Origin of the sequence: Magnetospirillum moscoviense, from assembly GCF_001650635.1 — a bacterium.
GTDB classification, from domain to species: Bacteria; Pseudomonadota; Alphaproteobacteria; order Rhodospirillales; family Magnetospirillaceae; genus Magnetospirillum; species Magnetospirillum moscoviense.
Genome location: NZ_LWQU01000133.1, coordinates 14,897 through 37,024, shown reverse-complemented (window position 1 = coordinate 37,024; position 22,128 = coordinate 14,897). Strand labels below are relative to the sequence as shown.

The following is a 22,128-nucleotide window of genomic DNA, read 5'->3' as shown; positions in this document are numbered from 1 at the left end:
ACCGGCAAGGCGTCTAATGGGATCCAAGCAAGGATTTGGACCACAGGAGGATGCCATGAAGACCCTGACCAAGACCATCGCCGCCTTCGCCGGTCTGCTGCTTCTGGCCGGCTGCGCCGCCGCCGCCGAAGATACCACCCCGAAGAATGTCGGCCCCGGCTACGGCCCCGGCTGGCGTCACGAGGAAATGATCAAGGCCCGCCAGAGCGGCCAGTTCGGCCCCGGACCGATGATGATGAACCGTGCCGCCGCCCCCGGCCAGACCTTCGGCCCCGGCCGCATGGGGCCACCGTTGAATGCCGACGGCACCGTCGATACCACCAAACTGCCGGCCTGGTGCCCCTATAACCAGCAGGCTCCGACCAAATAGAAACCGGCAATCCGGGCCGGGCCGCCCCCCCAGGGCGGCCCGGCTTTGTTTGGGCCAGCGGCCGGTGTAGGATCGGGCGAGTACAACCCGCCCGGAGACCGGCATGATCCGCCTGCTCGCCCTGTTGTCGCTTTTGCTGCTGGCCGCCCCGGCCCGGGCAAAGGACGATCTGGTCATCGGCATCACCCAATATCCGGTGACGCTGCATCCGGGCATCGAATCGATGCTGGCCAAGACCTATGTTCTGGCCATGGCCCGGCGGCCGCTCACCGCCTATGGCCCCGACTGGAAGCTGATCTGCATGCTGTGCGAGACGCTTCCCACCATCGACAACAAGCTGGCGGTGCCGGAAAAGACCGCCGATGGCAAGCAGGGCGTGGCCTTGACCTACACCTTGCGGGCCGATTCCGTCTGGGCCGACGGCACCCCGGTCAGCACCGACGACGTCCTGTTCACCTGGGAGGTCGGCCGCCATCCGCAATCGGGCATCGCCAATGCCGAGCTTTATCGCCGCATCTTGAAGATCGAGGCCAAGGACAAGCGGACCTTCGTGCTGCATCTCGACCGCCTGACCTTCGACTACAACGCCATCAACGATTTCGCCCTGCTGCCGGCCCATGTCGAGAAGAAGCGCTTCCAGGCCGCGCCGGCCGAGTACCGCAACCGCACCGCCTACGACCAGGACAGCGCCAATCCGGGCCTCTATAACGGCCCCTACCGCATCACCCAGGCGGTCCAGGGCAGCCACATCGTGCTGGAACCCAATTCCCACTGGAAGGGCACCAAGGCAGCCTTTGCCCGCATCGTCGTCAAGACGGTCGAGAACACCCCGGCCCTGGAAGCCAATCTGTTGTCGGGCGGCATCGACATGATACCCGGCGAGCTGGGCCTGCCTTTGGACCAAGCCATCGCGTTCGCCAAGCGGGCCGATCCGCGCTTCGCCATCACCTACAAATCCAGCCTGGTCTACGAGCATCTGGACGCCAACCTGTCGGTGCCGATGCTGACCGACCTGCGGCTGCGCCAGGCCTTGATGTATGCCACCGACCGCGCGGCGATCTCGAAGCAATTGTTCGACGGCCGCCAGCCGGTGGCCCATACCGCCGTCAACCCGCTGGACGGCGTCCATGCCGACGACGTGCCGAAATATTCCTTCGACCCGGCCAAGGCCGCCCGCCTGCTGGACGAAGCCGGCTGGACCCTGCAGGGCAATCTGCGCCGCAACGCCAAGGGCGAGCCCTTGTATATCGAACTGGCCACCACCGCCGGCAACCGTACCCGCGAATTGGTGGCCCAGGTGCTGCAGGCGCAATGGAAGAAGCTGGGCATCGATTTGCGCATCAGGACCGAGCCGCCGCGCGTGCTGTTCGGCCAGACCCTGACCCAGCGCCGCTTCCCGGGCCTGGTGATGTATGCCTGGTACTCGGCCCCTGAAAGCGTGCCGCGCACCACCCTTCATTCCAGCCAGATCCCCGCCGAAGCCAATGCCTGGGCCGGCCAGAATTATCCCGGCTACAAGAATCCGCGCATGGATCAGTTGCTCGACGCCATCGAGGTCGAGCTGGACCGCCCCAAGCGGGTCGAGCTGTGGCGCCAGTTGCAGCATCTTTATGCCGAGGAATTGCCGGCCCTGCCGCTGTTCTTCCGCGCCGACACCTTCATCCTGCCCAAGGCCCTGAAGGGGGTGACGCCCACCGGCCATCAGGACCCCAGCACCTTGTGGATCGAGACCTGGCGGTGGGGGTGATCCTCGCCCGCCTGGGCCAGTCGGCCGTGGTCTTGCTGGTGATGAGCTTCGTCATCTACGGCTTGATGGGGCTGATGCCGGGCGACCCCATCGACCTGATGATCGCGGCCGACCCGCATTTGACCGCCGCCGACGCCGTCCGCCTGAAGGCCCTTTACGGCCTGGACCGGCCGTGGACCGAGCGTTATCTGCGCTGGCTGGCCCAGATCGGCCGGGGCGAGCTGGGCTATTCCCGCCTGTTCGCCCGCCCGGTCCTTGATATCCTGGCTCCGGCCGTGGCCAATACCGCGCTTTTGATGGTCGCCTCGCTGGCCTTGGCCCTGATGGTGGCCCTGCCGCTGGGCATCTGGGCCGCCAGCCGACCGGGCGGCTGGATCGACCGCGCAGCCAACCTGCTGGCCTTCGTCTCGGTGTCGGTGCCGACCTTCTGGCTGGGGCTGATGCTGATGGTGCTGTTCGCCGTGCAGTTGGGCTGGTTGCCGGCCGGCGGCATGCACAGCCTGGACGATGGCGGCGGCGGGCTGGTGGACCGCCTGCGCCATCTGGTGCTGCCGACCCTGACCCTGGCCATCGCCGGTACCGGCCAGTATATCCGCCATATGCGCGCCGCCATGCTGGAACAGGCCGGGCTTGATTATATCCGCACCGCGATCGCCAAGGGCTGCGGCCCGACCCGCGTGCTGCTGCATCACCAATTGCGCAACGCCGCCATCCCGGTCACCACCATCGTCGCCCTGGAAGTGGGTGGCCTGTTCTCGGGGGCCTTGATCACCGAAACGGTGTTCGCCTGGCCGGGCATGGGCCGGCTGATCTTCGAGGCGGTGATGGGCAACGATTTCAATCTGGCGCTGTCGGGCCTGCTGTTGGCCACCGCCATGACCCTGGCCGGCTCGATCCTGGCCGACCTGGCCTATGCCTGGCTTGACCCCAGGGTGCGCCGCCGATGAGCCCTGCACAGCGCATCCTGGCCCGCTTCCTGGCCGACCGCCCCGCCCTGGCCGCACTCGCCGTGCTGGTGGCCCTGACAATGGCCGCCCTGGGTGCGCCCTGGCTGGCCCAGGACCCCGAGGCGCTGGACCTGGCGGCGATGCTGACCGCGCCATCGTGGGACCATCCGCTGGGAACCGATGAATTGGGCCGCGACGTTCTCGCCCGCCTGCTGCATGGCGGCCGGGTGTCGCTGGCGGTCGCTGGCGCCACGGCCGGCCTGGCGGCCCTGTTGGGCACCCTGATCGGCTTGCTGTCGGGGACGTTGGGCGGCCGCGTCGATGCCGGGCTGATGCGGCTAACCGACGGGGTGATGGCGCTGCCGCTGTTGCCGCTGCTGATCGTGCTGGCGGCCATCGATCCGGCCAAGCTGGGCCTGTCCGCCGAGGCCTTGAACTCGGAAGGCTTCGCCATCGGCCGCATCGTCGTCATCGTCGCCCTGGTTGGCTGGACCCAGGTGGCCCGCCTGGTGCGGGCCGAGACCCTGTCGGTGCAGGCCCGCGACCATGTCCGCGCCGCCCGCGCCATCGGCGCCGGCCCGGTGCGCGTCATGCTTCGCCACATCCTGCCCGACGTCGCCTCGCCGGTGATCGTCGCCACGACCTTAAGCGTCGGCCATGTCATCTTGATCGAAAGCGCCTTGTCGTTCCTGGGGCTTGGCGTGCGCCCGCCCTTGGCCAGCTGGGGCAACATGCTGACCGGCGCGGTCGGCACCGTCGCCTCGGCCCCGACCCTGGCTTTGTGGCCCGGCCTGGCCATCCTGGTCACCGTGCTGGCCGTCAACCGCGCCGGCGACGGCTTGCAACGCGCCCTGGACCAACGGTCGCGCGATTAGGTCAAAGAAGCGTCAGCAGCGGCCCGGCCAGCCAGCGGCCGATCTTGTCCGCCCCGTTCGGCGTGTTGTGCAAAAAGTCGTAGAAATCGCCGTCACCGAAATCGATCCCGGCGGCAAGGTCCAGGCAGATCGCTCCGGTCTCGCCACAGACGTCCAGGGTGACCTGATTGGCCTCGGCCAACAATCGGGCATGATCCAGACCGGTCAATCCATCGTCGCCCACCACCCCTTCAAGCCGGCCGTCCCGCTGCCGGATGTCGCCCCGGCGCTGTGTCACCAGTACCGGCAGCGCCCCCATCGAGCGGATGGCCGCGACCATGTCGGTCAGCCTTTGCCGATAAGCCGCCGGCCGCCAGTCCGGCCAGGCCGAACGGGTGTCCGAAAAGCCGGGAACCTCGGTCCAATTCACGCGGGTCCAATCGACACGGCCATGATTCAGCTTGGCTTTCCGGGCATTCAGGGCCCCCAGCGCGGTTTCCCATAGCCTGAGAACCGCCGAATTCTGCTGAAGCATCTTGAAGTGGCTGGAAAATCCCAGCCGGTCGGTGGATTTTGGCCGCAGATAGGCGTCGTTGATGCCGACATAAGCCAGCACCAGCCTGGGATGCAAGCCGGGCACATGGGGGAACCACGCCTCGAAATTGCGCAGCATGCCGATGGTGCTTTGACCGTCGATGCCGGCATTGGCGATGGTCACCGGCCGCCCGGCCGCCCTTAGCTCACGGGTAAGCACCGATTGCCAGGTCAAATCGTCGGGAAGGTAAAGCTGCTCGGTGGTGCTGCCGCCGATGGTCAGGATGTCGATGGCGTGGGGAGCGGCGCCACCGCCCCGCACGCCATATTCATCCCGTGTGAAGTGAAACAACGTCCCGCCCGGGTAAAGGTCGCGCGCATCGACCTTGACGAAGGCGTTGCGCTGAATATTCACCCGGCTCAAGGGGGCCTCGATCAGCCAGGCCCCGAACACGGCCTCGGCGGCGATGATCGCGGCCAGCAGCAGGCCCAGGTTGACGGCGATGATCCGGGCCGCGTGCCCCACGTCAATTCTCCCGCCCGACCCAGGGGATGCGGGCGAATTCAACGCCGTCTTCCTCCAGCGCCTTGGATTCGTCGGCCGAGGCCTCGCCGTAGATCGGCCGGGCTTCGGCCTCGCCGTAATGGATCTTGCGGGCCTCGTCGGCGAACTTGTCGCCGACATAGTCGCAACTGGCCTCGACGGCCGAGCGGATCTGGCCCAGCAGGCGGCGCATTTCCTGGGCGGTGTCGTGGGCGTCAAGCTTGGCGCCGGTGGCCCGGTTCAGCCGGGGCGCCATGATCGCCTTGGCCACCCGCACATCGCCGCACACCGGGCAGACGACGGCACCCGATGCGACCTGGGAATCATAGGTGGCGTTATCGCGGAACCACGCCTCGAAATGATGGTCGTTGCCGCAACGCAGTTCGAATAGGATCATGATTCCTTCCATACCTCATTCGCAAAGGCTTCGTCCATGCCCCACCATTCCGACGCCTCGCCCTGGGTCCGGCGTTTCGCGCCGTTGGTGCCCCGGGGCGGCCCGGTGCTGGACGTCGCCTGCGGCGAGGGGCGCCATTGCCGCCTGTTTCGGGACCTGGGCCACCCGGTCACCGGTATCGACCGCGACATCGCCGACACCCGCGCCGACGGCGCCGAGCTGATCGGTGCCGACATGGAAACCGATGCGGGCTGGCCGCTGGATGGGCGCCAATTCGCCGGCATCATCGTCACCAACTATCTGTGGCGGCCGCTGCTGCCGGCGATCAGGGCCGCCCTGGCCGCTGGCGGCGTGCTGATCTACGAGACCTTCGCCCACGGCAACGAGGCCTTCGGCCCGCCACGCAACCCCGATTTCCTGCTGGCGTCGGGCGAATTGCTGCAAGCCTGCTCTGACCTGACCATCGTCGCCTACGAGCACGGCATCCGGGACGGCCGCGCCGTCATCCAGCGCATTTGCGCCGTCAACGGGCCGGGACCGTTCGCCCTGTCGTGATCAGTTCGTCGGGGAAAAGTCCCTCGGCTTCGCCTCGGTGACCTTTCCCCCGATTTTGTATGGCCGTTGTCAAACGCGAAAAATAGGCGCAGGGCCGCCCCAAGCCTATTTCTCTCCTTTTGCACGAACGACTGATCAGCCCTTGGGCGGCAGCGAAAACGGGCGGTCATGTTCCAGGCACGGCACCTTGCGCCGGGCCTCGATCACTTCCTTGATGTCGATGTCGGCGATGACGAAGCCCGGCTGTTCCAGCGCGTCGGCCAGAATCTCGCCCCACGGCGACACGATCAGGGCGTGGCCATAGGTCTCGCGGTTGTTGACATGGGTGCCGCACTGGGCCGGGGCGAAGACGTAGCAGCCGGTCTCGATGGCACGCGCGCGCAGCAGCACATGCCAATGGGCGCGGCCGGTGGTGCGGGTGAAGGCCGCCGGCACCGCCAGGAAATTGCAGCCGGCCTGGCCATAGGCGCGGTACAGATGGGGGAACCGCAGGTCGTAGCACACCGACAGGCCCATCCGCCCCCATGGCAGGCGGGCCACCTGGGCACTGTCGCCCGGGCGGAAAGTCGCCGATTCCTTGTAGACCTCGCCCAGGCCCAGATCGACGTCGAACATATGGATCTTGTCGTACTTGGCCGAGATCAGCCCGGACGGATTGATCACATAGGTCCGGTTGGCGACCATGCCGTCATCCACCAGCACCGCCAGCGAGCCGACATGCAGCCAGCAGCCCAGCTCGCGGGCCAGGGACTGGAAGGATTTCAGGGCGAGATGCTGGTCCTCGGGCATGGCCTTGAGGACGATGTTCGACCGCCCCCATTCCATCATCGCCACGTTTTCCGGCATCAAGATCAACTCGGCGCCGGCGGCGCGGGCCTCGACGCACAGGCGGCTGGCCTCGTCGATGTTGGCCTGCAGATCGTTGCTGGCGTTGACCTGAAGGCAGGCCGCCTTGAAGACCTCGCCCTTCACCTAGGCACCCGCCAGCATGGGATCGAGCTTGCCGTCGGATTCCAGATCGTACAGATCGTCGCAGCCGCCGACATGGGTGCCGTTGATGAAGATCTGCGGCACGGTGCGCTTGCCACCCGAGCGGTTGATCATGAACTCGCGCATCTGCTCGTCATCCGAGACATCGATTTCCTTGTAGGAAACCCCCTTCTTCTGGAACAGCTTCTTGGCGCGGACGCAATAGGGGCAGACGCGGGTGGTGTAGATTTCGATCTCAAGGGCGGGCATCGGATACTCCGTCAATCAGGCGACCTTTATATAGCGCGGGTCAGGCGTGGGGCAACACCACGCGCCCCAGCGTCAGGACATCGACGCCATGCGCGCCGGTCGTGACCAGGATTCGGGCGCATTCGCCCACCGTCGCGCCCGTCGTCAACACGTCGTCAACCAGCAGCACCCGCTTGCCCGCCAGCCGGTGGCGCCCTGACGGACGCACGGCGAAGGCGCCCCTGACATTGGCGGCGCGTTCGTCGCGGCCCAGATGGCCCTGGGCCGGGGTGGCGCGGGTGCGCACCAGAAGGTCAGGCGCCACCGGCTTGCCGGTCAGCCGGCCCAATGCGTTGGCCAGCACCGCGGCCTGATTATAGCGCCTAGACAACAGCCGCAGCCGGTGCAGCGGCACCGGCACGATCAAATCGGCGTCATGGATCAGATCGGCACCGGAGCGCGCCAGCCAGCGGGCAAAGGTCGGCGCCCCTTCCAGCCGGTCGGCATGCTTGAGGCGCAGCACCAAGGGCTTCGAGGCATCGTCATAGCGAAACACCGCCCGCGCCCGCGCCCATGGCGGCGCTTCGCGCGCGCACAGGCCGCACAGGGCGCCGGGGCCGGCATCGATCTCGAAGGGATGGCCGCAGGCATCGCAACAGGGCGCGGACAGGAAGGTGATCTGCCCCCAGCAATCCGGGCACAGCGCGCCGGGCTCGCCGACCATGGCCCCGCAGGACGGACACAAGGGCGGCAGCACTGCGTCGAGCGCAAGCCTGATCCACCGTCTTGCCCCCCTCATCCCACTTCCCCCGGCTACGCCGACCATGTCATATGGATGGATGGCTGATCCTATCACCATTTTCGACCGCTCGCTGTTGCGCAAGCGGCGCGACCGCGCCGCCAAGGCCTTCCCGTCCCACGACTTCCTGGTACGCGAAGCGGCCGAGCGTCTGGCCGACCGCCTGGACGACGTCACCCGGCGCTTTCCGGTGGCGCTGGACCTGGGCTGCCACACCGGCGAGCTGGGCCAGACGCTGGGCAAGCGCGGCGGCATCGAGACGCTGGTGCAATGCGACCTGTCGCCGGCCATGGCCGGGCGCGCGGCGCGAAGCGGACGGATCACCCTGGCCGCCGACGAGGAATGGCTGCCCTTCGCCGACGATTCCTTCGATCTGGTGCTGTCGTGCCTGTCGCTGCATTGGGTCAACGACCTGCCCGGCACCCTGGTCCAGATCCGCCGGGTCCTGAAGCCGGACGGGTTGTTCCTGGCGGTGATGCTGGGCGGCGACACCTTGATGGAACTGCGCCAGGCCCTGGCCGACGCCGAGATCAGCGTCGAAGGCGGCTTAAGCCCCCGGGTGTCGCCGATGGCCGAGGTGCGTGATCTGGGCGGCCTGCTGCAGCGGGCGGGCTTCGCCCTGCCGGTGGCCGATTCCGAGCATCTGACCGTCAGCTACGCCGACCCGATGAGCCTGCTGGCCGACCTGCGCGGCATGGGCGAGACCAACGCGGTGGCCCAGCAACGCAAGGGCCTGACCCGGCGCGCCACCTTGTTCACCGCCCTGGCCCGCTATCCGGAACGCTTCGCCGATTCCACGGGCCGGATGCCGGCCACCTTCCAGCTGTTGACCATGACCGCCTGGAAGCCGCACCCCAGCCAGCCCAAGCCGCTGGCCCCCGGTTCGGCCCAGACCTCGCTGGTCACCGCGCTCAACAATCCCTGCGCGCCGCTGCGGCCGCAGACGGATTGATGCCCGTGCGCTTTCCCACACCCCTGGTCCCGGCCACCCTGATCAAGCGCTACAAGCGCTTCCTGGCCGATGTCCGCTTCGACGACGGAGCCGAAATCACCGCGCATCTGGCCAATTCCGGCTCGATGCTGGGCACCTCGGCCCCCGGCAGCCGGGTGTGGCTGTCCCGCTCGGACAGCCCGACCCGCAAGCTGGCCTGGAGCTGGGAACTGGTCGAGATCGACGGCCATCTGGTCGGCGTCAACACCGCCCACCCCAACCGCATCGCCGCCGACGCCATCAGCGCCGGATTGATCCCGGAACTGGCCGGCTATGACCGGGTCCGCCGCGAGGTCCGCTACGGCAGCCGCAACTCGCGCATCGACCTGCTGCTGGAGGCCGACGGCCGCCCGCCCTGCTGGGTCGAGGTCAAGAACGTCCACCTGAAGCGGGGAGATTGGGCGGAATTTCCCGATGCCGTCACCGCCCGCGGCGCCAAGCATCTGGAAGAACTGGCCGACCAGGTCCGTCTGGGCGACCGCGCGGTGATGCTGTATCTGGTCCAGCGCGAGGATTGCACCGCCTTTCGCCCGGCCGCCGACATCGACCCGACCTATGCCGCCGGACTGAAGAAGGCGGTAGGCGACGGCGTCGAGACGATCTGCTATACCTGCCGCATGGGGCTGGACGGCATCGACATCGGATCGCCCCTGCCCCTGCATTTGGAACAGACGAGTTAAGCAGCACCCCATGGAACGCGAAGACCGCGAGGCGAGCCGGATCATCTTGCATCCCCGGGCCGATTTCGACGCCATGCACAAGGCAGGCAAGCTGGCCGCCGAGACGCTGGATTACATCACCCCCTTCGTGCAGCCGGGCGTCACCACCGCCGAGATCGACCGCCTGTGTGCCGAATTCATCGCCGCCCGCGGCGCGGTGTCGGCGCCCTTGAACTATCGCGGCTTTCCTCGCTCGATCTGCACCTCGGTCAACCACGTGGTGTGCCACGGCATTCCCGGCGACAAGCGCTTAGAAGACGGCGACATCGTCAATATCGACGTCACCCCCATCGTCGATGGCTGGCACGGCGATTCCAGCCGCATGTATTACGTCGGCAAGGTCGGCATCAAGGCGCGCAAGCTGGTGGAAATCACCTACGAGGCGTTGATGCTGGCCATCGACATCGTCAAGCCCGGCGCCACCCTGGGCGATATCGGCTGGGCCATCCAGAACCATGTCGAGAAGCAGCGCTTCAGCGTGGTGCGCGACTTCTGCGGCCACGGCCTGGGCCGCACCTTCCACGAGCCGCCCAACGTCATGCATTACGGCGTGCCCGGCCAGGGCATCGTCTTGAAGGAGGGCATGTTCTTCACCATCGAGCCGATGATCAATGCCGGCCGCGCCGACACCAAGATCCTGGCCGACGGCTGGACCGCGGTGACCAAGGACAAGTCCCTGTCGGCGCAGTTCGAACACTCGATCGGCGTCACCGCCACCGGCTGCGAAATCTTCACCGCCTCGCCGGCAGGGCTGCACTGTCCCCCCTACTAGCGTCCAGGTTTACATTTTATTGACATGGAACGCACAGGTGCGGAATAGTACCTATGCGAAAGTCTCAGGATTTCCGCCAAAATCAAGAAGGCCAAGCGACTATCCGGGGGGATAGGGCTTCAAGATTGTGGGGGCAACATGTCGGTGGGGGCATTATCGGTTGATGCTGGCGAGGCGGTTCGCCGTGTGAACGAGACCCTGCAGGGGTCCGTCGTCGAAATCCTTGCGCCGTTCGTCCCGGAATTGAAAAACATTCCGCGCGACCAGGCTTATCAGCGGGCGCTGGGCGATCTGACGTTGCTCGAGCGCTGCTTTTCGGCCTTCCGCGCACAGCGGGCCAAGTTTTCCCAGGTCCTGGTCGATGCCGCCAAGACGCCGGTAACCGACGACGGTGCGGAGTTGTCGTGTGGCCGCACCCTGGAACAGGTGGTGGCGATGATCGTCCGCACCGCCGCCAAACGCCATTTCCGCGCCCGGATGTGCCCGCGCCCCCAGATGGCCGAGGCAGAACCCGTGGGCCTGATGACCAAGGTCGCCACCATGCTGAAGGTCGGCCCCTGCGCGCCGGCCAAGCCCAAGGCACCGCCGGCTGCGGACGCCGCCCAGCGCGCCCGCGCCGACGAGTTGTACGACGCCCTGAAGGCCAACCTGCTGCACGAATGGCAGGTACCGCTGGTGCCGACCTATGCCGACATGACCCCCAACCTGGCCCGCGCCCTGGGGCCGAAAATCCTGGAACTGCGCGACCCCGACCATCTGCGCCGCATCGTCGATGACCCGGCCGAGGCTGCCGCCTTGTTCGACGTCCCCGACGCGCCCGAGCCGCCGACCGCCGGCTCGAAGGACGAACGCGCGCGCCTGTCCGACGTCCTGGCCCCGGGGGGCCAGCGTCTGCGCATGGAGGCCTTCAATTTCGCCCTGCGCGAGGAAACCCTGCGCTCGCTGGTCAAAAGCGGCCGGCGTATGTCGCTGATGACCGAGGCCTTGAGCGCCGTCGGCGGCGGCACCGCCAAGATCCTGGTCGCCGAACTGGGGCTGCGCATGGACCAACTGGCGCTGATCTTGCTGGTCGCCCACGAAGTGGCTGGCCCCGACACCTTCGCTCGCGTCTTCGGCCATCCCGGCGACCCGGCGATGCTGATGCGTCTGACCCAGAAGGCCCGCCAGCAAGGCATTTCGCAAAAGACCAGTCTGGCCGATTGCGCCGCCTTCACCCGGCGGCTGTTCGTCCGTCAGTCATAGGTCGTCGTCGCTAGCGTCCTGCCCACGAAATCCGCAACACGGATTTCGTCGATAAGCAGGCCGCTAATTTGTTGAATTGTTTGGTGATTTTGACGTTTGCGGAATGGTGCCAACTTCGAAATCACCACACTAGCGATTAAGTAAGGTCATTCCCACATGATCGGCAACAGGCAGACCCACGAGCACCCTGATGCCCGATAACCAGTCGCGCGACCATTTGAACGTCGTCAGAAAGATCACCGCCACCTTGCAAGGCCCGGTGGTCGCCGCCTTGGCCGAACTGGTGCCCGAGGTGCGCGCTTTGCCGCGCCGCACCGCGCTCGACACCATCTTGGACGATGTCGATCTGCTGAACCGCTGTTTCATGGCGTTTCGCACCAACACCGATCAATTTCGCCACCTGCTGGTGGACCGCCACAAAGTCACGGTCGAGGACGCCGACGCGCTGCTGGAATGCGGCCGCAGTTTGGACGACGTCATCGCCATGGTGGTGCGCACCGCCGCCAAGCGCCACTTCCGCCTGCGCCTGGACGGATCGACCAAGCCCAGGAAACGAAAGGCCCCCAACTCGCGCCGGGGTCTGTTCGCCAAGCTGCGCTCGCTGGTCACCCGCCACCACCCCCGCACCACATCGGGGCCGCTGACCCAGGGCGAGATTCTTTACAACGCCTTTCAGGAATATCTGCTGCACGACTGGCAGGTGCCGATCATCCCGGAATATGTCCAGATGAATCCCGGCATGGTTCGCCGGCTGGGCGAGCGCCTGCTGGAATACCGCCTGCCCGAGGACATTCGGCGGCTGCGCTCGGACCCCGACAACCCGCCGCCGCCGACCCCGGTGGTCAGCGACGCCCAGACCTCCGGCTTCCAGGTCGCCCCCACCGCCCCCGCCCCGCTGCCGGTTTCGGTGACCGGGTCCGAACGGGTGAGCGACGGCATGGCCCGCATCGAGATCAACCGCCCAAGCGCCGACAAGGACGAGCGGGCCCGGCTGTCCGAAATCCTGACCCCCGACGGCAAGCGGCTGCAGGCCAAGGCCTTCGCCAACGCGCTGCTGGACCCCAAGGTCCGCGAGGTCATTCCCAATGCCGCCAACGCCATCAGCGTCACCGGCAAGCTGGGCATCGTCAGCGCATCGGTCGGAAAGAAGCTGGTGGGCGACCTCGCCCTGCGCGTCGATCAGTTGGCGGTGTTCCTGATGAGCGCCAACGCCGCCCTGGGCGACGAGAATTTCGAAAAGGCCTTCGGGGTGCCCGGCCGCCCCGAATATGTCGCCAAGATCGTCCAGCGCGCGCAAGCGGCGAATTTGGGCCAAGCCAGCACCAACCGACAGATTGCCGACTTCATCACCCGCCTGTTCGCCGCCGCCGCCCAGAAGACCGGCTAGGTTCGAATTACTCTAATTTTAGCGCAGCTTTTATTTGCGTTCCTGCGTTCCGGGGGTATGGTTTGCCAAATTCCATGCATGGAGCCCCAGCATGAATGCCGAACCCCCTGTGCCTTTGTCCAACCTGAACGATCTGGTCGATCGCCTGATCGACGGCAAGTATCTTTCGCTTCCGGATGCCCCCGAAGGCCTTCCGGCCAAGCTGCGCGAACTGGCCGACAAGCTCGAGGACCGTTCGAAGGGGCTTTTGCGCCACTCGGTCGGCATGTCGATCTTCCTGAACGACACCGTCACCCAATCGGTGCAGACCATGCGCTCGATTCGCGAGATGAGCCAGCGCATGGCCACCATCTCGGCCTCGACCGAGGAAATGGTCGCCACCGTTCAGGCCATCAGCCGCACCTCGGAACTGGCGGCCTCGAACGCGCATTCGGTGCAGGACATTTCGGACGAAGGGGCGCGCAGCAACGAGCTGGTGGTTTCGACCATGCGCGACATGGTGGTCACCGTCAACGACACCGCCGAACGGGTGGCGCGGCTGTCGGACACCTCGGCCTCGATCGGCGCCATCGTCAAGCAGATCGAGCAGATCGCCCGCCAGACCAACCTGCTGGCCTTGAACGCCACCATCGAGGCTGCGCGTGCCGGCGAGGCCGGCAAGGGCTTCGCCGTGGTCGCCAACGAGGTCAAGGCCCTGGCCAACCAGACGGCGGCGGCCACCACCGACATCCGCGACCGCATCGGCGGCCTGAAGACCGAGACCGACGCCATCCTGGCCGGCATGGAACAAGGCGCCGAAGCGGTGCGCCAGGGCGAGCAGGCGGTGTTGTCCTCGGTCGGCAAGATGCGCCAGGTTTCCGAGGAAATCCGCGACGTCACCGCCTTGATGCAGGAAATCGCCGACCATCTGGGCCAGCAGCGCCAGGCCGCCCAGGAAATCGCCAGCAACCTGGAATTGGCCACCGAACGCTCGAAGTCCGACACCGATTCCATCAACAAGTTGATCGATACCGCGTCGATCGCCAGCGCCAGCCTGACCGACATGCTGACCAGCCTGATCGAAGTCGAGATGAAGAACGCGGTGATCTTGCTGGCCAAGTCCGACCACATGGTGTGGCGTCGCCGTCTGGCCGAAATGCTGGTGGACCGGGCCAAGCTCAATCCGCACGAACTGGCCAACCATCACCAATGCCGCCTGGGCAAGTGGTACGATCAGGTCCAGGACGCCTCGATGAAGTCCCATCCGGCCTTCCTGGCGCTGGAAGCCCCGCACAAGCGCGTGCACGACATGGGCATCCAGGCGGCGCAATTGTACGCCGATGGAAAGTTCGAGGACGCGGTCGAACTGGTCGCCGCCATCGAGGAGCCGTCGAAGGAAGTGCAGCGTCTGCTGGACGAGTTGGCCGCCGTTTATAGCTAACGCCCCATTGACCGAGGGCCCGGCTGCGCCTACACCCGATGATGGATGTTCGTCATTGCAAGGATAGCCGACCATGCGCCGTGTGCTTCGTTTCATCGTCGGCACCTTCGCGGTGATCGGCCTGTTGGTGGTCGTCGGCATGATCGGCGCCATCTGGGGGTTTTCCGCGCTGCACGACAAGGTCGAGCCGGCCCTGCCCAAGAAGATGGTCCTGACCTTGGACCTTGAATCCAAGATCCACGAGACCGCGTCGTCCGACCCGTTCGCAATGCTGTCGGGCAAACGCGAATATGTCCTGCGCGAGTTGGTCCAGGCCCTGGACGCGGCGGCCCGTGACCCGCAGGTGGTTGGCCTGTTCGCCACCATCGGCCAGACCCAATTGTCGATGGCCGAAGCCCAAGAGATCCGCGCCGCAATCGGCCGCTTCAAGGAATCGGGCAAACAGGCGGTTTTGTTCGCAGAATCCATGGGCGAGTTAGGCAACGGCACGCTGGCGGTCTATGTCGCCTCGGCCTTCGGCAAGGTGTGGCTGCAGCCGTCGGGCGATGTCGGCCTGACCGGCTTCGCCGCGGAATCGCCATTCCTCAGGGGCACGCTTGATATGCTGGGCATCCAGCCGCAGGTGGTCGCCCGCAAGGAATACAAGACCGCGCCCGAGACCTTCACCGAAAAGCGCTATTCGCCGGCCCAGGCCGAGACGCTGAACGGCCTGTTGGATTCGTGGAGCGATCAAGTCATCACCGGCATCGCCGAAAGCCGCAAGATGCCGACCGAGAAGGTGCGCGCCCTGTTCGGCAAGGGCCCATTCCTGGCAGCCGAGGCCCTGGCGGCCGGCCTGGTCGATCATCTGGGCTATCGCGACGAGGCATGGAGTGCCGCCGCCTTCGACACCAAGATCAAGAAGGTCGATCTGGCCGCCTATGGTGCCCGCCAGCCCAAGGCGAGCGGGACCAAGGTGGCGGTCATCACCGGCAGCGGCACCATCGTCCGTGGCGATGAAGAAGGCCCGTTCGGCGCCGAGCAGGGCTTCCATGCCGGCACCATCGCCCAGGCCTTCCGCGACGCCGTCGAGGATCCGGCGGTCAAGGCCATCATCTTGCGTATCGACAGCCCCGGGGGCTCGTATGTGGCGTCCGACACCATATGGAACGAAGTACGCCGGGCACGCGCCGCCGGCAAGCCGGTGGTCGCCTCGATGGGCGGGGCCGCCGCCTCGGGGGGCTACTTCGTCGCCATGGGTGCCGACCGCATCGTCGCCCAGCCAGGCACCATCACCGGCTCGATCGGGGTGTTTTCCGGCAAGGCGGTTCTGACCGAATTCTGGCAGAAGCTGGGGGTCAGTTGGGATGAACTGCACCGGGGCGACAACGCCACCATGTGGAGCACCAACAGCGCCTTCTCGCCCCAGGCGCTGGAACGGGTCAACGCCATGATGGACCACATCTACGCCGATTTCACCCATAAGGCCGCCGACGGCCGCAAGATCGCCAAGGATAAGATCGAACCCGTCGCGCGAGGCCGGGTGTGGAGCGGCGCCGACGCCAAAACGGTCGGGCTGGTGGACGTGTTGGGCGGCTGGACCACCACCTTCGAGCAGGTTCGCGAGGTGGCCGGGCTGGAGCGCGACGCGCCGTTGAAGCTGGTCGCCTTCCCCGAGCCGAAGAAGCCGTGGGAGATGCTGGGCAAGGTGCTGGGCGGCGGGCTGGTCGGCGACGAATCGACCCGGGCCATGGCAAAGATCGCCCGCATCATCGCCCCGGTCGCGGAACAGATGGAAATTCTGGACCCGCAGGCCGGATCCTTGCGCATGCCGGTGCGGCCATGAATGATCAGCGCCCGCTGACGGCGGTGGTCACCGGAGCCAGCCGCGGCATCGGTCACGCCATCGCCCGGCGGTTCCTGGCCGAAGGCTGGCGGGTGATCACCTGCGCCCGGGCCGAGATGCCGGCGGCGTGCCGATCCGACCCCAACTGGGTCCATCACGTCGTCACCGACCTGGCCGATCCCGCCAGCACCGATGCCTTCATTGCCGCCGCCAATGCCTGGTTGGGCGACGCGCCGCTGAACGCGCTGGTCAATAATGCCGGCGTCAGCCCCAAGACCCCCTACAAGGAACGATTGGGGGTGTTGAACGGCCCCATCGACGGCTGGAAGGAAGTGTTCGAACTGAACTTCTTCGCGCCCCTTCGGCTGGCGCGCGGTTTCGCCCGGGCGCTGCACAAGGGCAAGGGTTCCATCGTCAACATCACCTCGATCGCCGGCCATTACGTCCACCCCTTCGCCGGCTCGGCCTATTCCACCTCGAAGGCGGCGCTGTCGGGCCTGACCCGCGAGATGGCGGTGGAACTGGCCCAGTTGGGGGTGCGGGTCAACGCCGTGGCCCCGGGCGAAATTCGCACCGAAATGATTTCCGCCGAATACGAAGCCCTGGTCCCGCGCATTCCGCTGGAACGCATGGGCACGCCCGAAGACGTCGCCGGCACGGTGTTCCGCCTGTGCGGCCCCGACTTCGACTATGTCACCGGCAGCGAGATCTTCGTCACCGGCGGCCAGCACCTCTATTAGCCCTCCCACCTCAGATTGCGTCGAGCTGCATGCAATCAACACTGATTTGTCACATTATTAGACTCTATTTTAGCGTGTGCTTAAGCTAGCATGATCCCACCTAAAGCGGTGGAGGCATCCATCCTTCGGGCACCAAGGAAAACAACATGCAGGAAGGACACACACCATGACTGTCGGTACGTTCCTCGTTTCCTACGTCTCGTCCGAAACCATGCCCGGCGGCTGCGTGCTGTCGATGCAGCTGGTGGTCGATACCGTGCACAAGACCGCGTCGGGCATCGCCACCGTCACCCAGGCCACCAACCCGCCGCTGGACGTGCGCATGCCGGTCAGCGGCCCGGTGATCACCATGACGGTGATGCCCAACAACACCCACTTCCGCATGGATCTGCAAAGCCAGTCGGGCATGGTGGGCCGCAACCTGTCGGTCATGGCCGTGGTCGGCGAGGATTGGCAGAGCGGCGTCGCCAATGTGCACCTGTTCACCGACACGGCCCAGGGCACCATCAGCTTCACCACCCCGATCAAGACCGCCCCGGCCATCGGTCAGGTCGCCGCAGAATAATGGCATCGCCGGAAGGGTGGCGAAGGCCGCCCTTCCGGCGACTTCATTTCGCCCTTGCGAAAAGGGCCGGAAGCTGTCAACATCTGCGGGTCGAATAGTTAGGGCAACCCCCGCGACGCCGCCTTTTCGAAGGCCGCCACTCCTGGACTTCCCCATACCTGATTTGATGCTTCGCACCACCGGGCGCGGAGCCACGCCAGCAATGGAGGATCTAATGTCCACTGGCACCGTGAAATGGTTCAACAGCACCAAGGGTTTCGGCTTCATTCAGCCCGAGGACGGCTCGGCCGACGTGTTCGTCCACATCTCGGCCGTCGAGCGCGCCGGCATGAGCGGCCTGAACGAAGGTCAGAAGCTGTCCTACGAGCTGGAGCGTGGTCGCACCGGCAAGATGGCTGCGGTGAACATCCGCGCCGTCTAAGCCGTCAGGCTTAGCCAACGGAAAGGCCCGGCCCCTTTGGGGACCGGGCCTTTTTCGTTTGCTGTGACGAGACAGCGCTGCGCCAACGCCCTTCTCCCGTCATGGCCGGGCTTGACCCGGCCAGCCATGGTCCGAAACCGCCTCAGCAGGCTGGCCCCTCGGATCGAGCCCGAGGGTGACGAGATAACAATCCGATTCCACCAAACTCAGACAGGCTTTGAAGGCCGGTTGCTCCGGGTCATCAGCCGTCGACCATGAAGAAGGCCGACCAGATATAGGGCGAGCTCCATTGACCGATGCGCAGCATCTCCAATTGGGCCTCGCGCAGGGACTGGTGCGGGGTCTTGCCGGCCAGCAGGCGGCCGTACAGCGCGTTCATCAGGGTCTGGGTGCCGGCGTCGCTGACTTCCCAAAGGGACGACACCACCGAACCAGCCCCGGCCTCTTGGAAGGCGCGACGCAGGCCGTAGACGCCCTCGCCTTCATGAATTTCACCCAGGCCGGTTTCGCAGGCCGACAGAATCGCCAGCTTGGTGCCGGTCAGGTCCAGCCCCAGCACCTCAAGCGCGGTCAACACGCCGTCATTATCGGTGTCGATCTCGCCCAGCAGCTGGGCGTTGGCGTTGATGCCGGCAAAGGCCAGACCGGACCGCAGCAGCGGGTTATCGCCCGGTGGCGGCAATTGGATGTCGCCGCCGCGCTGCAGCTTCAACAGGCGCTTCCTCAGGGTATCGTCGGGCTTCAGGAAGAAGCCGTGGGTCGCGATGTGCAGAACCTCGGGCGGGCGCTCCATGTCGCGCAGCACGCGCTCCTGGGCGTCCAGCTTGCTGTAGATGGTGCTGGTCTTGCCGACCACCGTGACCTTTTGACGGATTAGCTGGCCTTCCTTCTCGGCACCCGGCAGCGGGTCGAACTTCAGGCCGCGCATGCCAGAAGACATGCCACGCATGCCGCCCGCCACCGACGAGCCGCGCGACCGGGCCTTTTCCAGGTTCTCCTTCCCGGTTACCGCCTCGGTATTATAGTCGGGGCCGGCATTGATCATGATTCCGCCGGTGGCCGGCGGCAACTTGTTGGGCAACAGGTTGCGGGCGGTGGTGTAGATGTGCACATCCAGGCGCTCGATCAGATACTTGCCGTTCTTCTCCACCAGGGCGGTGAAGGGCAGAATGTTCAGCATGCCGTCGGGGATCAGGTAGACCGACGACTTCTTGCCGATCTTGTCGGCCAAAGGCGCCCAGATCAGGCCATAGGTCGTCTGCCCCACTTCCAGCAATTCGTCGAGATCGATCTCCTCGCTTTGGATGTCGGTGCGGTATTTCTGGATCGCGGCGTCGATCTTGGCCGGATCGTCATAGGCGATCATGCTATAGACCGGCTTGCCGCCATCCTTGCGCAACGTCGCCGCCACCAGCTTCTGCTTGCCGGCATGGGTGAACAGCTGGAAATCGACCAGCACCGAATCCTCGGGCAGGAACTCGACCAACTCATCCAGCTTGATGCGTTCCACCGTCTTCTGGAACCGCACGCTGGCGCGGCCCAGGTCGGATTGCAGGCGGTTGATGCGCTCTTCCAGCTCGTGCAGAACCTCGGCGTGGCGGTCCTTGGTTTCCTCGGTCGGCCCCGACAGGGTCAGCGCCGCCAGCTTCTTGCGCGTCTCGGTCAGTTCGGAATTCAACTTGTCCAGTTCTGGGTTCTTGCTGAGGCGACCCAACTGGGCCAGCTCGGACGCCACCTTGAACAAGATGCCCTTGCGGTTCAGGCTGACGTCCAGCAAGCCCTTGCCGGCGGTTTCCGGGTCCAGCCGCGACAGCAGGTCCATATAGGCCGCCAATTCCGGCTGATGCAGCCGGACATAGCCTTCACGGGCATTGTCGCCGGTGACGTACAGCATGCGGTTCAGGAAGTCGGTGCGCCGCGCGAAGATGGTGGCGCGCACCCCCAGGCCACCTTTCAGGTCGCCCTTATCGACCTTGACGTCGGCCAGGCCATTCATCGCCTCGAAGGTATAGGGATGCAGCGGCCCCAGCACCTCTTCGCCCATGGCGGCGGCCTTGGTCAGCATTGAATCGGCATCGTCCAACCGCTTGGCGGTCCGCAGCATGTTGCCCAGGTCGATCTGCGAGCGCAGCACGTCCAGATGCTTCGGCCCCAGCACGTCGGACCTGGCCTTCAACACCTCGCGGAACAAGGCCTCGGCCTCGGCCAGCTTACCCTGGCGGTGCATGGTCCGGGCCAGCGAGTTGCGCGCCTTCAAGGTGTTGATGTGACGCGGACCATAGGACTTGGTCCACGCCGCCACCACCTGGCGGAACAAAGGCTCGGCGTTGGCGAATTCCTCTTTCAGCAGATAGAGGTAGGCCAGATTGTTGACGAAGGCCAAGGTGTCGGGGTGATTGGCCCCCATCTTCTTGGTGAAGACGATGATGGCGCTTTTATAGAATGCCTCGGCCTTGTCGAAATTGCCCTGGCTCTCGTTCAGCAGGGCCAGATTGTTCATGCTGACCAGGGTCGAGGGGTGGGCATCGCCCAGCACCTTGCGGCTGCCCTCGACGGCGGTGCGCAGATAAGGCTCGGCCTGATCGTACAGGCCCTGCTTCTCCAGGATTTCGCCCAGATTGTTGGCCGCCACGATGGTCGAGCGATGATCCAGGCCCAGCACCTTCTCGAAGCGCTCATAGGCTTCCTTGAACACCGCCTCGGCTTCGGCCAGCCGGCCCTGCTTGCGATAGATCGATCCCAGCGACGACAAGGTGGCGACGGTATTGGGATGGGCGTTGCCCAAAGTCTTGTTCTGATGCTCCAGGACTTCCCTCGCCAGGGCCTCGGCGCGGACATGGTCGCCGCGCTCGTCGACCACCTCGGCCAACTCGCCCTTGATGGCCATCGCCGTCTCGACGTCGCCGGCGGTTTGGGCATCCTTGACCAGGGCCTCCATCATCCCCTGGGCTTCGTCCAGCCGGCCCATGCGAAAGGCGATGGCGGCGGCTTCCGAGCGGGTCGAGAAGCCGGCCGGGTCGCCGGCGGCCAGCGCGCTGTCTTGAATGGACAGCGCCTTGGCGATCAAGGGCTGGGCCTTGTCGTACTCGCCCATCTGGCGGGCCAGTTCGGCCTGTTGGGCGACGCAGGTACCGGTCTTGGGATGGACCTCGCCATAGGACTTGGCGCGCGCCACGCAGGCGGCGTTCAGCAACTTTTCAGCCTCGGGATAGCGCCCGGAATTCTGCAGCGAGCGGGCCTGCGCCGCCTGGGCCGACAAGGTCAGGTCGTGCATCGGCCCCAGGGCCTGGCCGGCGGCCTTGGCCATCTCGCCCTGGATCTGGGCGGCCTGGGGGAAGCGGGCCTGCGCCGTTTCCAGGGCGGCCAGGTGCCCCTGGATCTTCAAGGTTTCCGGATGTCCCGCCCCCAAGGCGCGCTCGGCGGCGGCGGCGGCCGTCTTCAGGCTGGCACCAGCCAGCTCGATTTTGCTGGCCGCCATCTGGATTTGCCCCATATCCGAGCCGCTGTAGATCGTGGCGATATGGTCGGGGCCCAAATTATCGGTGGCGACCGACAAAGCCTGGGCGCCCACCTCTTGCGCGCGGTCCAGGTTGCCCTGGGCGGCGGCGGCCATCGCCGCCTGACGCATGCGGTTCCACATGCCGACCGCCGGTTCGCGGCCGGCGGGAATGGCCGACGCCTTGGCCTGGCGCTCGGCCATGGCCGGCGGCACCGCTTCCCGCAGCTTGGCCACCTCGGCGGCATAGGCCGCCGCGTCGTCCCGCTTGCCGGCGCCGACGGCGATCTTGTGCGCGGCCTGCAACAGGCTGGCCGCCGATTCGACATCGCCCAACTGCATGGCCAGGGCGGCGGCGTTGTGGGCGTAATCCAGGTTGGAGGGCGCCGCCTCGTGGGCCTTCTTGTACAAGGTGAAGGCCTCGGCCGCGTTGCCCTTGCCCAGCGCCTGCTTGGCCCGGTCCGCCAGCCCCGGGGCCGCCCCCTGGGCGAAGGCCGGCTGGGGTGATGCGACCGTCAGCACCACGCCCAAGGCGGTGGCGCAGGCGAGGAAGGCAAGGGTGCGACGTGCGGCCATACCGGTTTC

At 66.0% G+C, this 22,128-nt stretch carries 21 protein-coding genes; 15 read left to right on the top strand and 6 right to left on the bottom strand.

The features are described from left to right. The first annotated feature begins 55 nt into the window (after positions 1-55). The 4 genes from A6A05_RS20805 (at position 56) to A6A05_RS09385 (ending at position 3,939) form a co-directional block, all read left to right on the top strand. A complete protein-coding gene (locus A6A05_RS20805) occupies positions 56-370 on the top strand; it encodes a hypothetical protein (protein ID WP_068499740.1) in 315 nt (104 codons plus the stop codon). Positions 371-473: 103 nt separating this feature from the next. After that, positions 474-2,117: a peptide ABC transporter substrate-binding protein gene (locus A6A05_RS09395; protein ID WP_068499737.1), complete on the top strand. Its 1,644-nt coding sequence runs from the start codon at positions 474-476 to the stop codon at positions 2,115-2,117. Further along, positions 2,090-3,064: an ABC transporter permease gene (locus A6A05_RS09390; RefSeq protein ID WP_245644251.1), complete on the top strand. Its 975-nt coding sequence runs from the start codon at positions 2,090-2,092 to the stop codon at positions 3,062-3,064. The genes A6A05_RS09395 and A6A05_RS09390 overlap by 28 nt, the downstream gene beginning before the upstream one ends. Continuing rightward, positions 3,061-3,939, top strand: a complete 879-nt coding sequence (locus tag A6A05_RS09385) for an ABC transporter permease (RefSeq protein WP_068499734.1) — start codon at positions 3,061-3,063, stop codon at positions 3,937-3,939. Before A6A05_RS09390 ends, A6A05_RS09385 begins: the two co-directional genes overlap by 4 nt. Position 3,940: 1 nt before the next feature. On the opposite strand, the gene A6A05_RS09380 is transcribed toward A6A05_RS09385, so the two are convergent. Both A6A05_RS09380 and A6A05_RS09375 read right to left on the bottom strand, forming a co-directional pair. Beyond that, positions 3,941-4,978, bottom strand: a complete 1,038-nt coding sequence (locus A6A05_RS09380; protein ID WP_172822253.1) for an SGNH/GDSL hydrolase family protein — start codon at positions 4,976-4,978, stop codon at positions 3,941-3,943. Position 4,979: 1 nt separating this feature from the next. Continuing rightward, entirely contained in the window at positions 4,980-5,393 is a 414-nt protein-coding gene (locus tag A6A05_RS09375) for a DUF1178 family protein (protein ID WP_068499769.1), read from the bottom strand. Positions 5,394-5,429: 36 nt separating this feature from the next. Between A6A05_RS09375 and A6A05_RS09370 the strand changes: the two genes are divergently transcribed. Further along, positions 5,430-5,948, top strand: coding sequence for a class I SAM-dependent methyltransferase (locus A6A05_RS09370; protein WP_068499729.1), 519 nt, complete (start codon positions 5,430-5,432; stop codon positions 5,946-5,948). Between the two features lie 135 nt (positions 5,949-6,083). Here the strand turns inward: A6A05_RS09370 and A6A05_RS09365 are convergent, their stop codons facing one another. From A6A05_RS09365 to A6A05_RS09355, 3 genes are read right to left on the bottom strand one after another with little or no spacing between them, the layout of a single operon-like run. Next, complete coding sequence (locus A6A05_RS09365; protein WP_068499726.1) at positions 6,084-6,920, bottom strand: carbon-nitrogen hydrolase family protein; 837 nt, start codon at positions 6,918-6,920, stop codon at positions 6,084-6,086. Then, complete coding sequence (gene grxC, locus A6A05_RS09360) at positions 6,921-7,187, bottom strand: glutaredoxin 3 (protein ID WP_068499723.1); 267 nt, start codon at positions 7,185-7,187, stop codon at positions 6,921-6,923. Between the two features lie 40 nt (positions 7,188-7,227). Then, positions 7,228-7,965, bottom strand: coding sequence for a ComF family protein (locus A6A05_RS09355; protein ID WP_068499721.1), 738 nt, complete (start codon positions 7,963-7,965; stop codon positions 7,228-7,230). A 40-nt stretch (positions 7,966-8,005) separates the two neighbouring features. Here A6A05_RS09355 and A6A05_RS09350 point away from each other — a divergent pair, with 40 nt between their 5' ends. From A6A05_RS09350 to A6A05_RS09305, 10 genes are all read left to right on the top strand, one after another. Then, positions 8,006-8,917, top strand: coding sequence for a methyltransferase domain-containing protein (locus A6A05_RS09350; protein ID WP_068499718.1), 912 nt, complete (start codon positions 8,006-8,008; stop codon positions 8,915-8,917). A 5-nt stretch (positions 8,918-8,922) separates the two neighbouring features. Beyond that, a complete protein-coding gene (gene sfsA, locus A6A05_RS09345; protein WP_068499767.1) occupies positions 8,923-9,636 on the top strand; it encodes a DNA/RNA nuclease SfsA in 714 nt (237 codons plus the stop codon). A gap of 10 nt (positions 9,637-9,646) precedes the next feature. After that, positions 9,647-10,447, top strand: a complete 801-nt coding sequence (gene map / locus A6A05_RS09340; protein WP_068499715.1) for a type I methionyl aminopeptidase — start codon at positions 9,647-9,649, stop codon at positions 10,445-10,447. A 186-nt stretch (positions 10,448-10,633) separates the two neighbouring features. Further along, a complete protein-coding gene (locus A6A05_RS09335) occupies positions 10,634-11,689 on the top strand; it encodes a hypothetical protein (protein WP_245644250.1) in 1,056 nt (351 codons plus the stop codon). A gap of 190 nt (positions 11,690-11,879) precedes the next feature. Continuing rightward, on the top strand, positions 11,880-13,076 hold the full coding sequence (locus A6A05_RS09330) for a hypothetical protein (RefSeq protein ID WP_068499709.1): 1,197 nt from the start codon (positions 11,880-11,882) through the stop codon (positions 13,074-13,076). 91 nt (positions 13,077-13,167) lie between these two features. Next, positions 13,168-14,496 carry a methyl-accepting chemotaxis protein gene (locus A6A05_RS09325; protein WP_068499706.1) on the top strand — a complete coding sequence of 443 codons (1,329 nt, stop codon included), beginning with the start codon at positions 13,168-13,170 and terminating at the stop codon, positions 14,494-14,496. A gap of 73 nt (positions 14,497-14,569) precedes the next feature. Beyond that, positions 14,570-16,321, top strand: a complete 1,752-nt coding sequence (sppA, locus tag A6A05_RS09320) for a signal peptide peptidase SppA (RefSeq protein ID WP_068499703.1) — start codon at positions 14,570-14,572, stop codon at positions 16,319-16,321. Next, positions 16,318-17,061, top strand: coding sequence for an SDR family NAD(P)-dependent oxidoreductase (locus A6A05_RS09315; protein WP_068499701.1), 744 nt, complete (start codon positions 16,318-16,320; stop codon positions 17,059-17,061). The genes sppA and A6A05_RS09315 overlap by 4 nt, the downstream gene beginning before the upstream one ends. Positions 17,062-17,227: 166 nt before the next feature. Beyond that, positions 17,228-17,626, top strand: a complete 399-nt coding sequence (locus A6A05_RS09310) for a DUF1842 domain-containing protein (protein ID WP_082910838.1) — start codon at positions 17,228-17,230, stop codon at positions 17,624-17,626. Between the two features lie 214 nt (positions 17,627-17,840). Continuing rightward, positions 17,841-18,047 (top strand): cold-shock protein, encoded by a 207-nt coding sequence (locus tag A6A05_RS09305; protein WP_068499765.1) that lies wholly within the window; start codon positions 17,841-17,843, stop codon positions 18,045-18,047. Positions 18,048-18,288: 241 nt separating this feature from the next. Here the strand turns inward: A6A05_RS09305 and A6A05_RS09300 are convergent, their stop codons facing one another. Continuing rightward, complete coding sequence (locus A6A05_RS09300) at positions 18,289-22,119, bottom strand: CHAT domain-containing tetratricopeptide repeat protein (protein WP_068499696.1); 3,831 nt, start codon at positions 22,117-22,119, stop codon at positions 18,289-18,291. Positions 22,120-22,128: the final 9 nt, after the last annotated feature.